The sequence below is a fragment of the Polynucleobacter sp. AP-Latsch-80-C2 genome (genome assembly GCF_018882185.1).
In the GTDB taxonomy this organism is placed as follows: domain Bacteria; phylum Pseudomonadota; class Gammaproteobacteria; order Burkholderiales; family Burkholderiaceae; genus Polynucleobacter.
Window position 1 is genome coordinate 44,706 of record NZ_JACVOY010000007.1, and the last position, 14,216, is coordinate 58,921.

Below are 14,216 nucleotides of genomic sequence, written 5' to 3' on the forward strand. Positions count from 1 at the left end.
TATTTAGTTTTAGCTTGTTCAATTTTTACACCATCATAGTAATAGCTTTAGGCATAAATGACTATTACCTAAGGTCTTTCCACTGAAATCCCAAACATCTTCTTCAAGAACGCAGCTTGATAATCCACGCGCTCCTTCAGCATCCCTTGAATAAGCTCTTTATCGTAGGAGAAATTGCGCATGACATCGTCTTTTGCCTTATAAATAGGCCAATGAGTCTGCCCACTGACATTGGGATTACCCGTCTTGGCAAAGGCAGTCCAACTTTTAGACATCTTGTCTGACATTGCCCAATCTTGAGTACTAGCCTTATCGACTGTTGGATACCAGTATGCAGACCAGGTTCCTCTTTGTTTGGTATCCGCAGAGGCCTTTTGTATCAGCGCGCATTGATCAGAGCCTGATTCAGCTTGCTTTGGTGCTTGCGGCATTAAATCTAAACTTCCAAAAACGTAGGTAATTTCAAAAGAATGGGGTACGCCTGGATGAGATGCGCGAATATTTTTGGTAAGGTAGTCAAAATAGTAAGCGTAGCCCGGCGCTACCCCGTTCATGCTATCGGCTAGCATCTTAGTGCTAGCGCGATACCAAGCATCCCCCATCACGTCAGAACTCAAGATGCATTTGTCTTTAACGCCGGCATATAACTTCTCAATCACTTTAGGATCTTGACCCATTCTTTTAAGATAAGCGTCTAAAGGAGGTTGGCTAGGTACAAAGAAACTAGAGTCCCAAGAATTTGTTCCGATCATGAATGGAACCTTGGCCTGTTTACCTTTGGAAAATAACTCGAGCGGATCGCCTACTAATATCTGGCCATCAATCATTGCGCCACCAAACTCCCCTTGCTCAAACTGAGCAGAAGTCAGCATCAGTTTTTCAGAGGTAAGTGCTCTTAATTCTTTAAGAGAATTAACCCCAAGAGTCTCTATATATCTCGCGTCCAAGTCTTGCTCAGGCAGCAAGCCAAAACGCTCCTCTGTCATTCCACGGATGGGCGTCTGCTGCGCACTCTGGGCAATTGCTTTATGAAAGAGGCCTCTTGCGGCAGGAGAAGCCATTAACCAAGTAACACTCCGACCACCGGCAGACTCACCAAAAATAGTGACATTGTTTGGATCACCGCCAAATGCTTGAATATTATTCTTCACCCACTTAAGCACAGCAATTTGGTCCATGATGCCGTAATTACCAACGGGCTCACCTTTAGCCTTTGCCTCGTCGATTAATGCTTTAGGTGCAAAGAAACCAAATGTCCCCATGCGGTAATCAAAGGTCACCACAATCACCCCATTCTTAATCAAACTCAGTGGCGTGAACTGCGCATCCTTGGCTGCATCAACCAATAAACCACCCCCATGAATCCACACCATGACTGGTAAATTTTTACCGGTTTTTGGAGTAAACACATTGAGGTTTAAACAATCCTCACTACCAGGAACCATGCCATCATTTAAGCCTTTGATATATGGCTGCGGACAGGCAGGACCAAACTGACTAGCATCGCGCATACCCGTCCAGGCTTGAGCAGCCTGCGGTGGTCTCCACCTCAGCTCACCTACTGGAGGAGCGGCATACGGAATGCCTTTGAAAGCCTGCATATTGCCCTCAATGGCACCTTGCAATTTGCCAGCACCCAATTGAACCTCGGGACGCAAAACTGCAGCCTGCACATGTAGCGTCAAAGTCATTAGTAATAACAATAAGATTCTCATTAAAACTCCGATACTGAAGAATTAAGGAACATCTTACCCAAAATAAAAAGCCACCCGTAGGTGGCTTGGAGTTCTTTGGGGCATCTGGAAAAAACTTACTCCTTCGGGGCTCCCGACATCTTCACAATGCCTTCATAGCGCTTGACTTCAGATTGAGAGAATTTTGTAAATTCTGCAACGGATCCGCCATCAATTTGCGCGCCAATAGATTGCAAGTTTTTACGGACCTCTGGATCATGAAGTACTTTATTAAAAGCGGCATTCAATTTTTCTGTAACGTCTTTTGGAGCGCCCGCAGGCAGCATGACACCATACCAAGCATTTGCGACCATTGGCACACCAAGCTCTTTCATTGTGGGCACATTAGGTAACTCCGGAATACGTTTATCCGCAGCCACGCCTAAGGCCTTTAACTTACCGGCCTTAATATTATTTAGCGAACCTGTATCTAGCATCATGTCGATATGGCCTGCCATCAAATCTAAAGCAGCTGGGCCACTACCTTTGTATGGCACATGACGTACGTCTAGACCAGTCACTGTTTTAAATTGTGCGCCAGCTAAATGCTGAGAAGCACCAATGCCAGCAGAACCATACGTAAACTTACCTGGATTTTGTTTGGCGTCATTCAGCAAATCCTTCATGCTGTTCCAAGGAGATGATGCGGGCACCACCATGATATTTGGGATGGTACAAACCAAAACAACCGGTGTGAAGTCTTTAATAACATCAAAGCCTTGGTTAGAGAATAAATGGGGGCCAGCAGCATTGGTAGAGCTTGTTGCCATCAAGATGGAATAACCATCTGGCTTATCTTGAATAAAGGCTTGGGTACCAATATTGCCACCCGCACCTCCTTTGTTTTCCACAAAGACAGAAACACCAAGCTCTTTTGTCAGCGGCTGAACCAAGATACGCGCCACTTGATCGGTTGCTCCGCCAGGAGGCCAAGGCACTAAAAATTTAATGGATTTATCGGGATAGGCTGCGTAGCTCGTAACAGCAACTGCGCTTAACAGGATAGCCAGAATTGACTTCAGTTTCATAAGACACCTTACTCAGGGCAGGAACAAAATAGTTTGAGGTACAGTTTGATCTATACCAATGCCAATATATCGCATATCCAAAAAATGATAATGAAATGCTTAAAGAATTAAGTCGCAGTGAGTTTCTTGAGATCGCAAGCTCGCCTCAGCCAAAAACTGAATGCTCCAAATGCTCATCTCTTGTCTGCTCTGGCTGGGAAACGGTTCCTGGCTCATTTGATCTTGACTGCCTCAAACCTATTGGCACTCTCAGAATCGAAGGCGCACCAGAGCGCTGGGAAGAGAATCACCCGAACGGCACCAATATCTGGTCGGAGAATGCCCCTATATCCATTGAGTTTCATCCCTATAACCGCTCAGATGTATATGAATGCAAGCAATGTAGTCGCAAGTATTTGCGTTATACCGAATACGGTGGATACTATGTTGATGAACGGATTCGGGCGTTAGACCCAAAGCTCATCACTTAAATATTTTTATAAAGTACATCGAGATGCTGGCAATGAAGCACTTTAAAACCTGGATCAAGTGTTGTACCGTCCTCGCTATTGCATACACCTGTTCAAGCGATGCAGCTCAAATCTACATTACAGACTATGCCTCAGATGCTGATGCCAAGGTCTATGTCACCCAATATCAATCCGATGCCAATTGCATTGTGTATGAGACGGCGTATAAATCCGACAACGATCCTGGAGTCTGGTTTTTTACCAAATATAAAAGCGATGCCAGGGCGACTATTTACTACACAAAATACAAATCAGATGCCAGTCTCATCGTGTACTTCACTAAGTACAAAAGTGATGCGCGCTGTAGGTATTAGTTTTTAATCAATCTTTAGATTATTGTCTTTTGCAAACTTTTGCCAATATCCAATTTCTTGTTTGAAGGATTTCTCAAACTTGTCGGGTGGGATCGCAACAATATCAAAGCCTTCCTCACCAAATTTTTTACTTAACTCGGGACTAGCCAGCGCTTTATTTACCGCCTGATAAATTCGATCCACAATCGGCTTTGGTGTTTGTGGAGGGGCAAAGATCCCAAACCAATTATTAATGTCATAACCCGGCAGCACCTCTGCAATACTGGGTACGTTAGGCAAAGCTGACATTCTTTGACCACTAGATACGGCAATCGGAATAACCTTGCCACTGCGAATAAATTGCATCAAACCAGGGGCAGTTCCAAAAGACATATTGATCTGACCTCCCAGTAAATCCGCTAAAGCACCACCACTTCCTTTGTAGTGAACCATCGTCATCTCTGTGCCACTCAACTTTTCCAAGAGCTCTGCAGCCAAGTGCGAGATCTGTCCTGCACCAGCAGTACCGATAGTGACTTTGCCTGGATTGGCTTTCGCGTAAGCTAATAACTCTTTTAAATTTTTAAATGGTGCACCAGGATTAGCAACCAAAAGTTGGGGAGCATTAGCAACTTTAGTAATCGCACTCAAGCTCTGCGTATCAAATGGTAATTTGAAAAAAGTGGGATTGCTGGTAATAGCACTATTCGTTAACAGCAAGGTGTAGCCATCGGGGGCATCCTTGGCAACAGCATCTGTACCAATAATGCTTGAGGCGCCGGGTTTATTTTCCACAATGACTGAAGCCCCTAATTCATTACCCATTTTCTCAGCCAATACCCGACCTAAAGTATCAGAGCCGCCACCTGGTGCAAACGGAATAATCATCTTGATCGTACGATTTGGGTACTCAGCTGCATGCACTGGAGTCGTAAGCTGCAAGATTACAGCCAATAAAGAAATGAAAAATAGTCTCATATTCGTCTTGTTACCTTGTTTAATAAAGAGCTGACAAGTAAGATCTTTATTTATCTGACTAACTATAAATTAAAAGCGGAGACAACATGTTTAAGGCGCCACCTGAAATGGGCACTGAGGTTTTTGCACGTATTCCGGATCAATATCGCAAGTCCGGACAACTTTCACAAGAACGCATTCTGGCCGGCAAGGGAAATCTTAAAACCGACAGCTATATTGAAGGTCCTTCGTTTGATCGCGAGGGCAACCTCTTTATTGTGGATATTGCTTTTGGCTTAATTTATAGAATTGATCCTCAAGGTGAGGTCAAGCTAATTGCAGAATACGATGGTGAGCCTAATGGTTTAAAAATTCATCGAGATGGGCGTATTTTTGTAGCCGATCATAAAAATGGTTTGATGCTTCTCGATCCTCAGTCAGGCAAAATCAGCCCCTATATTGAACGCTACAAAACTGAATCCTTTAAAGGACTAAATGATTTAGTGTTCTGTAAAAATGGTAGCCTTTATTTCACTGACCAAGGTCAATCTGGCTTGCATGATCCTTCCGGCAAAGTGTTCTGCCTAGATGCAACGGGGAAATTGAACTGCCTCATGAATAATGTCCCAAGCCCTAATGGGATCGCGCTTAACCCAGAAGAAAATCTTCTTTATATTGCTGCTACTCGTGCGAATAGCATCTGGCGTGCAATGTTGCTACCAGATGGATCCATTACCCGAGTTGGTAACTTTATTCAAATGTCGGGCGGCTCGGGACCGGATGGTCTTGCCGTGGACCAGGCTGGCAATATTTATGTTGCCCATGCAGGCATGGGTGCAGTCTGGAAGTTCTCCTCACGTGGTGAACCCCTTCTCAGAATTAATTCATGTGCTGGCCACATGACAACAAACCTCGCCTTTGGTGGGAAAAATAATCAAGACCTATATATAACGGAATCAGAAACGGGGAGCATTTTGCGAGCGCACATGGATACCCCAGGACTAGCTCTCTACTCCCACCAATAACATGACAATGCAAAATAATTACATCAAACCAGAAGACCTGATTCGCTTTACCCAAGCGGTTTATGAAAGTGAAGGTGTCCCTCAGGAGGATGCCTACCTAGCCGCAGATACCTTAGTTCAATCTGAGTTATGGGGACATTCATCCCATGGTCTACTAAGACTCTCCTGGTACTACGCACGCTTACGCTCTGGCGCCATGAAACCCATCACCCATTCAAGCCTGGTAGTGGACTCCAATGCGATTGCCATTCTCGATGGTGGTGATGGCGTTGGTCAAGTTGTTGCAAAACGCGCCGTTGAAGAATCTATAAGGCGCGCTAAACAACACAGCGTAGGTATTGTGTCCGTTAAAAATTCCAATCACTTTGGCACCTGCATGTACTTCACCAGGATGGGGGCTAAAGAAGGTTGCATCACCATTTTGATGAGTAATGCTGGCCCTAATATGGCACCTTGGGGTGGACGTCAAAAGAAAATTGGCACCAATCCATGGTCAATCGCAGTGCCAGGAGGTAAACATGGCGCTGTAGTGATGGACATGGCAAATTCAGGTGTAGCGCGTGGCAAGATTTATCTTGCCCAAAAGCGCCGTCAATCTATTCCAAATGATTGGGCTATTGATAAAAAAGGCCGACCCACTACCGACCCCCAAGCGGCAATCGAAGGCTTCATTTTGCCGATGGCTGGACATAAAGGTTATGTGATGGGCGTGATGGTGGATATTCTCTCGGGCGTTCTTTCTGGTGGCGCTTTTTTAGACCAGGTGCATGGCCCCTATGATCCAGTCAATAAAAGTGCTGCGTGTCACTTAGTGATCTCACTCAATGTTTCTGCATTTCAACCACTCTCAGAATTTGAAGAGCGTATTGATGAATACATTCACTCATTAAAAGATGTGCCTCTAGCTGAAGGTCATCAGCAAGTCTATTTCCCAGGTGAAATGGAAGCGCAAGCAGATGCCAAAAATAGGCAGCTAGGCCTCCTGTTGCCAGAAGACACGATGCTGAGCCTAAAACAAGTTGCGATTGAATCAGGACAAGAAAAACTCTTGCCGTTTGCAATCTAATTACCGGAGATATTCATGAAAATAATAAAATTCTTATCGCTAGTTACCCTTCTCGTCTGCGCGCAATTTGCACTTGCTCAAACATCTGCGCCTTGGCCTAACCGGACCGTCAAAATTGTTTCAGGGCTTGGGCCAGGAAGCAGTATGGATCTCGTTGCTAGATCCATAGCACCAGCCCTTTCTGAGATATGGGGCCAATCAGTGATTGTCGAAAATAAAACTGGCGCCGCTGGCAATGTGGCGGCAGGCTATGTAGCTGGAGTTGAGGATGATCACACTATTTTGATCGCACAAAATGCCATTACGATCAGCGCCTCTTTTTACCCTAAGCTCTCTTACAACCTTAAGAAAGATTTGAAGCCTGTTACCCAAGTGACCTCAATGCCCCTAGTGGTGATCGTAAACAACAATCTTCCAGTGAAGAATCTGAAAGAGTTAATTGAGTATGCAAAACAAAGACCGAATGAATTGAACTTCAGTTCTGCGGGTATTGGTAATGCAGATCATATGGCGGGTGAGCTATTAAATGCTCAAGCAGGCGTCACGATGACCCATGTCCCATTTACCAGTGGGGCTCTTGCCCTTAATGCATTAATTGCAGGCGATGTACAAATGTATTTGCCTGGATTACCCGTTAGCCTTGCTAATATTAAGGCGGGTAAAGTCAAAGCGCTAGCGGTAACCACGAGCAAACGCGCGCCTGCATTACCTGATGTCCCAACCGTTGCTGAAGCAGCTATCCCTGGCTACTCATTACCGCTTTGGTATGGACTCTTTGCCAATCAAAGTATGTCGGATGCCAATATGAAGAAGTTAGCAAATGATTTGAATAAGGCAATTAAAACGCCTGATATTCAAAACAAGATTGGCTCCGGTGGAATTGAATTGGTAGGTAGCTCACCAGAGGCCTTCAAGGCATTTGTAAACCATGAAACAGAACTCTGGGCTCAAACCATCAAGGCCAGAAACTTAAAGCCAGATTAAATATTGATCGAAATAACATAGCACTGTTATTTCTCAGTTGATTTGGCTAGAGTACACTCTTTTTAGCTCAATATTTATAGCGGCGCTTATGTCAAAGCTCTACCAATCCTATCTCGGGGAAGATGAAAGAAAGTTACTTTCACCTATCGCCATTCCCTGGAACGTCGAAAACAATACTGATAACAGTACACGTGAGTACGAACTCTTTAAGCAAATAGCCCTTGCTAATGAAAATTCCCACGAACCCTGGGGCTTGGTTTCTAGAAAATTTACCAATAAGTCTTTAATCTCAGTGGAAGATTTTGTTCGATTTGCGGATCATCAATTCAACGAGGGGTTTGATTGCGTCTTTATTAACCCCATGATTGGTATTGAGGCATTGCATTTAAATGTATGGCAGCAAGGCGTACAGTGCGGCCATGCTGGACTTGAAAGGATTATCCAATTCCTAGAAATATCGCTTGGATTGCCCATCACTGCCCCAATGGATAAAAACGCTTTTGCGTTTTGCAATTACTTTATTGCAAAACCACGCTTTTGGACCGAATACTTCTCGTTCGTTGACAAGGCGCTCAGCACTCTTGACCAAGAAGTATTGAAAGGAAGCGAAGTTGGAGCAGTCTATGCGGGCACTGGGTCCTATCACCGGGACCAAAACATCACCATGAAGCCTTTTGTGATTGAAAGACTATTCTCGACATTTATACAAAATCACCTATTTAAGGTGGCTGCCTTCATCTACGATAAAAGCTTCTACGAGAAAAAATTTGGCAGCAACTTTGGCGCCTTCCTACATCAAGTATCTGCACTCAAGAATCTTGCCCTCACACTCCAGCAAGCCAATTTACTGGCTGCTTACGATCAAATTCGGTTTTTTATCTATTCCAATTCGACTTATATGGCCACTATCTCCGCATTGGATGACGCGCCTGACTTCTTTCTATCCAATGAGTATGCTCGGCTCATGGCAGAAGATTTCTCTATCGAATAAACCGCATGGTTATCCCGCCCTGGTCAGAGCTATGAGTATTCCCTATTGGACATTACCCTAAAAGAGGTATAGTGGAATTAGGAACAAAGATTCCATTTAAAACCTACTAGAAAAGTGCATTTGTAATCGTACTTTCGACCTAAAGGAGACTTATAGTGAAATTCTTAAATTATTTATTGATTGCAGCCGCAATGATTCCGGCCATTGGTCAAGCGCAATCCACCGTCCCCAAGGCGGCTTCATTTTCTTCGATGGATGCAAACAAAGATCAGATTGTGAGCAAAGATGAGGCCCAAAAGGCAGGAATGCCGGATGCCACCTTCAAAAAGATTGATAAAGATGGCAACAATCAAATCACTAATGCGGAGGCAAGCGCCTATCGCGCTCAAAATAAATCGATTGATGCAATTGATAGCGATAAAGATAAAAAAATTAGTAAAGCCGAAGCGACAAAACTAGGAATGACCGAACAAGAATTCAAAATTCTTGATAAAGACAATAATGGCTTCATTACCCAATCCGAATGGGAAACAGGTGATTGGATTATCTGGTAATACGATTATTTCATTAGTAATACATGAACCCCAACTAGAAATAGCTGGGGTTTTTCTTTGCCTACCCATAATTACTTGCAAATACTGAACAGATTACGCATTTAAGTACGATTTATACGATCTATATCAAGCAGAAGCGACTTTAAGAGACTACTATGATCTATGACATATAACTCCTACAGTTGCTTCATTAACGGAAAAGAAAAGATATGGCGAGGACTGCCTAACCGAGAGCAGCAAATTCTGCAGTCAGTCTTGATGCATGACTCCAGCCCCCACCAGCGCGTCTCTGATGTTCTTAATTTACGAGAACTGGGATCTCAGGCAACATTACATGCGGCATTAATGAGATTAAAGACTTCTCATTTTTTAGCCCTCACTACCGACACTAAAGATCATCGTGTCAAATTTGTTTCTCTTGCGCCTAGGGCGATTACCCTATTTAAGAACCTTGATTCACTCATGGCATCTTGTGCAAATCCCCTGGTGAAAAAAGTCATTAAAAAGATCGCATTCAAAAAATAAACCTTTATTAAGGCAGGGAAAGTGAAAAAAATCTTCATCTTGATTACCCTCTTACTATTAACGAGCGTCTCTTATGCCAACCGGCAACTAGCAGTCCGAAATGGGTGCATGGGCTGCCATGCGGATACGGAATACGATGCCCCACCCTGGCCAGAGTTAGCAGCCAAATATGCCAAATTTAAAGATCAACCAGATGCCGCGCGCCTTCAAGGTGAAAAATTACGAAAAGGTAAATTGTTCACCAAAATTAAGGCCCATCAAAAATTAACACCGACAAATGCAACCGAGCTAATGCAATGGATTATTGATGGCGCTCACTAAACCATTTATCAAGCTTCATTGGTTTTAAAAAGGCGGTGATCCCTGGGGCGCCCTTGAAAGAGGCAGTAGTCAGACTGAGCTTTTAAGTACTCGTGCTGCCAAGGCCAATTACAGGAAGGGGGCTAACCCCCTCATAGTCAATTCTTTGCTAATATTAGTGCTTTCCATTTGAGCCAATACCATGCTAAGTGATGATAAGAAAGCCCTAATCGAAGCGGAAGAACGCTATCGCCAAGAACTCAATAAAAAGCTTAGCGCTGATTTAAGCGCTACTAAAAAAGATGTCCATAATCTTGGTAAAGATTTGTGGGCAAAAGTCAGCGAAGTATTAAATAGTAATTTTGGTATCTGGTTTTTATCCTCTGTTTTTTTAAGTGGTGGTGCTGCGCTATACCAAGTCACCCAACATCATTACGAAACAAGCATTGCCAAAGAAAAAGAAATTGTTGCTTGTGAATTTGAAATTGTTAATCGCCTTAACCATATGCGATTTTTATTGCGCAGGGCCACAACGGTTGCCGATGCTAAATATGCACTTACCCCAGTTTCGAAAAGTCTGGGTGCCATCACTGCTGATTATGAAAACGTCAATATTGCTGTTCTCTATTTCAAGATATATCAGCTTACAGGAGTTCGTGATAAGCGTATCACCCTATATATTAAAGATCTAGAGGAAAAAAATTTAGCAATTCAAGCCGGAAATCCTAAAGAAAATTTTAGCGAGAAAGACCGAAAAGAGTTACTTGAAATTATTAATACTCTTGATCAATATGAAATTGACCAAATTAATAGTAGAAAAAATTAGCCTCGCTCATGACCAACCTATCTGAAATATCCCTTCTCACCATTCTGCTAGCGACTTCAGTTGCATTGAGTTTAGTTTGCTTATTCCTGGTCCAGAAATATTGCACTTGGTTGAGTTTGAGTGATGACGGCATATTTGGAACTATTTTTGCCAATACCATGCCTACCTTAGTGGGCTTCATATTTGCCTTTGTCACAGTGGCTGCTTGGCAAAACCATAATTCCGTAAGCGACAATGTTTCAAAAGAAGCGCACACATTATTTGATCTGTACCAAATGCTAGAGGCTTATCCTAGCGCAGTAAAGAAAGTAGGCCAAGAAGAGATCATTAATTACGCACAAGCAGTCATTGATCAAGAGTGGCCAAACCTGACTAGCCAAAAAATGAATGTGGAAACTTTCAAAAACTAGAGCGTATCAATACTATTTTTCATAACCATCAGGCGGCTAATCTTGAAGGCCTTGCCATTCATACTGAAACCTTACGTTTATTCTCTACCTATAGAGACTTGCGTAGAAATCGAATTGAAAATGCTGTTTCATTTGTAGGGAAACCGATGTGGGGAGCCCTCGTTTTATCAGCCCTATTCCTGACTTTGTTTTCAGCCTTCTTCAAAACAAAGAATATCCGTATCCATGCCGTCATGATGGCGCTAGAAGGCGGCTCGCTTGGAGTCATGTTTTTCCTCCTAGTCCTCTTTGACAATCCCTTTGCGGGACCAAGTGCGATTCAACCTACTTCATTCCAAAAGACAATCGATTCGATTGCTATTCTTCAAAAACATTAGGCCATCGCACTAAAGCTAAAAAGCCCAGAAATTTTATTCTGGGCTTTTTTATTTATCCGCAAGGACTAATTTCCTTTGGGATTTACCACCTGATTGAGGTTAATAGAGTTACCCATGACTTGATAACCAACCCGATTGGGATGCAACTTATCTCCAGGACCGCCGATAGTGCTATCCGGAACAAATTCGGCTTTCATTTGCCCTGTCGCTGGATCTAATATGACTTCATCAAAATCGATATAGCCAGAGAAGATGGGTGAGGTTCGGATAAATTGATTAAGTGCTTTACGCTTTTCATCTTGCTCCGGAAATCCATGGGCAGCACTAGCGCTACCCAAAGCGCTGGTGACGGTCGCTCCAATAACATGAATACCAGAAGCCTTAAGGCGGCGTACCCCATCGGTCATCCCATCAATGACTGTCTGAGTGCTAGCATTGCCGTTCTTACTGAAATCGTTAATACCCTCTAGCCAAATTACAGTAGAAACGCCTGACAAACTTAGGATATCTCTCTCAATCCGCATACCAGATGCAGGTCCGCCCGCAAATGGTTTCGCAGGAGAATATTCAGCCGGACCAGCGACTTGATTTCCACCAATGCCAGCGTTTAAAACAACCACCTTATTGCCATAGGCTTTATGCAGTCTACGTGACAAAACATCTGGCCAACGATCGTCGCCATTCATAGTTGAAGCAGTTCCATCAGTAATGGAATCCCCAAAACCCATAATGACCTTTGTACTAACCGGGGCTGACATGTCGACCGCATCTAGAAAGAACCAGGAAGCTACAGAATACGGAAATGCCGCTTCAGCCTCTTCGCTTGTTTTAGATCCCGCATTCGGCGCGGTGGCATAGGAAGTCGCGATCGCTTTTGCGTGCCAAGTCATAGGACCGCTAGCAGTTGGTATATAAAAACTCACTGCAAGGTTACGACCTTCTAGATTTGCCTCTCCTAGTTTTTTTACAAACGGAAGAGATACGGAATCACTCCAAGCGGATTGGCCGGGGGCAATCGTAATTGTTTTCTTGCCTGCAAAAGTGACTGGAAGATTGGTGCCCTTCACAATCTCGGCGCTACCGAGTTGTAAGCCTATATATACATTTTCAAAAGTCACTGGCTTTGTACCAAGTGCATTTGAAAGTCGAATGCGGGTACGTGCTCCCCAGATGTCTGGACGAACCATCAGTCGAAAAGATTGATCATTAGCGCCGAGTTCAGGCGCAGGAAAGACTTTGCTTAAGTTGGGTTGGGCCGATGGATTGCCAACCGGGTAAGGCCCCTGAATAGAACCAACCCAAGAAGTAACCCACTTATCTTTTTCAGCCATTGCCAATTGATTGCATGCCAAGAAAGCACATAATCCAAGAAAGAATATTTTTCGCATTACGTATCCAGGTTGATTGAACTTCCAATGATTCTAGCTCAGGGTATTTATCTCTTCTGGCGCCCAAAATGCAAAAAACCTGATGCAAAGATCAGGTTGATATTGGTTTGGTGGACCTCCCTGCAGCACTTATCTATGCAGCTTAGTCGACGTTTGCCAGTATTCCGCTGGCGGGATCTACCCCTGTCTCACCAGTATGTCTCTGGCGGTTAACTACGAATTTCTTTTGAGGGGATGGGCATCCGTGACAATTGCCTATTGGTTCTAGCTCCATCCCCTTGGTCAGGACAAGTCCCGACCAGAAGTAACACTATATCTGAATGATCTCAAAAAGTCAAGTAATTTAGTCAAGTATTTAAATCTTTACTTTCAATGACTTAGTAATTCACGCCTCCTGAAGATGCCCCAGATCCAAAGCTCTGGCGCTTTCGATTAATCCAAATCACCTTGGCCTGGATATATCGTTTTAGCAAATAGGCCATCTTTGCAGAATTACTATATATCAAGCAATTCACTCCAATTTGTTTATCGAAAATATCGATCAATATTATCAAATCTATTTATTAGACAAATAATATCTTTACCCCGAAAATAGCTTCAGTTGGCACTTCGTTATTAATGTATTTACACCCCCGAAAGGAACAATATGTCTCTCATCAACACAGCAGTTCAACCATTTCAAACTCAGGCTTTCCATAACGGCAAGTTCGTTACCATTTCTGACGAGAGCCTCAAAGGCCATTGGTCAGTTTTGATTTTTATGCCAGCAGCATTTACCTTCAATTGCCCAACAGAAATTGAAGATGCGGCTGAGAACTATGCTGAATTCCAAAAGATGGGCGCTGAAGTGTATATCGTTACAACCGACACTCATTTTTCACACAAAGTTTGGCATGAGACTTCACCTGCTGTAGGCAAAGCAAAGTTCCCATTGGTAGGCGATCCTACCCATACATTGACAAACGCATTTGGCGTACACATTCCTGAAGAAGGCCTTGCATTGCGCGGCACATTCATCATCAATCCAGAAGGCGTGATCAAGACTGCAGAAATTCACTCTAATGAAATCGCTCGTGACATTTCTGAAACATTGCGTAAGCTCAAAGCTGCGCAATACACAGCAGCACACCCAGGCGAAGTTTGCCCAGCTAAATGGAAAGAAGGTGCAGCTACTTTGACTCCATCTTTGGACCTCGTAGGCAAGATCTAATCGATCTCTCATCACCAATCGGACTCTCTTCGGAGAGTCT

General features: G+C 43.6%; 17 protein-coding genes. 13 read left to right on the top strand and 4 right to left on the bottom strand.

Going from position 1 to position 14,216, the window contains the following annotated elements; genetic code table 11:
* Positions 1–68: 68 nt before the first annotated feature.
* Together ICN47_RS08815 and ICN47_RS08820 are read right to left on the bottom strand one after the other, a co-directional pair.
* On the bottom strand, positions 69–1,715 hold the full coding sequence (locus ICN47_RS08815; protein ID WP_216219565.1) for a carboxylesterase/lipase family protein: 1,647 nt from the start codon (positions 1,713–1,715) through the stop codon (positions 69–71).
* Positions 1,716–1,810: 95 nt separating this feature from the next.
* Positions 1,811–2,761, bottom strand: coding sequence for a tripartite tricarboxylate transporter substrate binding protein (locus ICN47_RS08820; protein WP_216219566.1), 951 nt, complete (start codon positions 2,759–2,761; stop codon positions 1,811–1,813).
* A gap of 95 nt (positions 2,762–2,856) precedes the next feature.
* On the opposite strand from ICN47_RS08820, the gene ICN47_RS08825 reads away from it, so the two are divergent.
* Positions 2,857–3,231, top strand: coding sequence for a hypothetical protein (locus tag ICN47_RS08825; protein WP_216219567.1), 375 nt, complete (start codon positions 2,857–2,859; stop codon positions 3,229–3,231).
* Between the two features lie 32 nt (positions 3,232–3,263).
* Positions 3,264–3,584 (top strand): DUF6150 family protein, encoded by a 321-nt coding sequence (locus ICN47_RS08830; protein WP_216219568.1) that lies wholly within the window; start codon positions 3,264–3,266, stop codon positions 3,582–3,584.
* 3 nt (positions 3,585–3,587) lie between these two features.
* On the opposite strand, the gene ICN47_RS08835 is transcribed toward ICN47_RS08830, so the two are convergent.
* A complete protein-coding gene (locus ICN47_RS08835; RefSeq protein WP_216219569.1) occupies positions 3,588–4,541 on the bottom strand; it encodes a tripartite tricarboxylate transporter substrate binding protein in 954 nt (317 codons plus the stop codon).
* 86 nt (positions 4,542–4,627) lie between these two features.
* On the opposite strand from ICN47_RS08835, the gene ICN47_RS08840 reads away from it, so the two are divergent.
* From ICN47_RS08840 to ICN47_RS08885, 10 genes are all read left to right on the top strand, one after another.
* On the top strand, positions 4,628–5,545 hold the full coding sequence (locus tag ICN47_RS08840) for an SMP-30/gluconolactonase/LRE family protein (RefSeq protein WP_216219570.1): 918 nt from the start codon (positions 4,628–4,630) through the stop codon (positions 5,543–5,545).
* A gap of 1 nt (position 5,546) precedes the next feature.
* Positions 5,547–6,611 (top strand): Ldh family oxidoreductase, encoded by a 1,065-nt coding sequence (locus tag ICN47_RS08845; RefSeq protein WP_216219571.1) that lies wholly within the window; start codon positions 5,547–5,549, stop codon positions 6,609–6,611.
* A gap of 15 nt (positions 6,612–6,626) precedes the next feature.
* On the top strand, positions 6,627–7,595 hold the full coding sequence (locus ICN47_RS08850) for a tripartite tricarboxylate transporter substrate binding protein (RefSeq protein WP_216219572.1): 969 nt from the start codon (positions 6,627–6,629) through the stop codon (positions 7,593–7,595).
* A gap of 88 nt (positions 7,596–7,683) precedes the next feature.
* Complete coding sequence (locus ICN47_RS08855; RefSeq protein WP_216219573.1) at positions 7,684–8,586, top strand: hypothetical protein; 903 nt, start codon at positions 7,684–7,686, stop codon at positions 8,584–8,586.
* A 155-nt stretch (positions 8,587–8,741) separates the two neighbouring features.
* Entirely contained in the window at positions 8,742–9,140 is a 399-nt protein-coding gene (locus ICN47_RS13090) for a hypothetical protein (protein ID WP_216219574.1), read from the top strand.
* A gap of 162 nt (positions 9,141–9,302) precedes the next feature.
* On the top strand, positions 9,303–9,665 hold the full coding sequence (locus tag ICN47_RS08865; protein ID WP_216219575.1) for a hypothetical protein: 363 nt from the start codon (positions 9,303–9,305) through the stop codon (positions 9,663–9,665).
* Between the two features lie 21 nt (positions 9,666–9,686).
* Positions 9,687–9,986, top strand: a complete 300-nt coding sequence (locus tag ICN47_RS08870) for a hypothetical protein (protein ID WP_216219576.1) — start codon at positions 9,687–9,689, stop codon at positions 9,984–9,986.
* A 181-nt stretch (positions 9,987–10,167) separates the two neighbouring features.
* The gene (locus ICN47_RS08875) at positions 10,168–10,791 is read left to right on the top strand and encodes a hypothetical protein (RefSeq protein WP_216219577.1); all 624 of its coding nucleotides are present in this window, start codon (positions 10,168–10,170) and stop codon (positions 10,789–10,791) included.
* Positions 10,792–10,799: 8 nt separating this feature from the next.
* A complete protein-coding gene (locus ICN47_RS08880; RefSeq protein WP_216219578.1) occupies positions 10,800–11,201 on the top strand; it encodes a DUF4239 domain-containing protein in 402 nt (133 codons plus the stop codon).
* 98 nt (positions 11,202–11,299) lie between these two features.
* Positions 11,300–11,578: a hypothetical protein gene (locus ICN47_RS08885; protein WP_370626301.1), complete on the top strand. Its 279-nt coding sequence runs from the start codon at positions 11,300–11,302 to the stop codon at positions 11,576–11,578.
* Between the two features lie 65 nt (positions 11,579–11,643).
* Here the strand turns inward: ICN47_RS08885 and ICN47_RS08890 are convergent, their stop codons facing one another.
* Positions 11,644–12,966 (bottom strand): GDSL-type esterase/lipase family protein, encoded by a 1,323-nt coding sequence (locus ICN47_RS08890; protein ID WP_216219579.1) that lies wholly within the window; start codon positions 12,964–12,966, stop codon positions 11,644–11,646.
* Between the two features lie 646 nt (positions 12,967–13,612).
* On the opposite strand from ICN47_RS08890, the gene ahpC reads away from it, so the two are divergent.
* On the top strand, positions 13,613–14,176 hold the full coding sequence (gene ahpC, locus ICN47_RS08895) for an alkyl hydroperoxide reductase subunit C (RefSeq protein ID WP_216219580.1): 564 nt from the start codon (positions 13,613–13,615) through the stop codon (positions 14,174–14,176).
* Positions 14,177–14,216 lie beyond the last annotated feature (40 nt).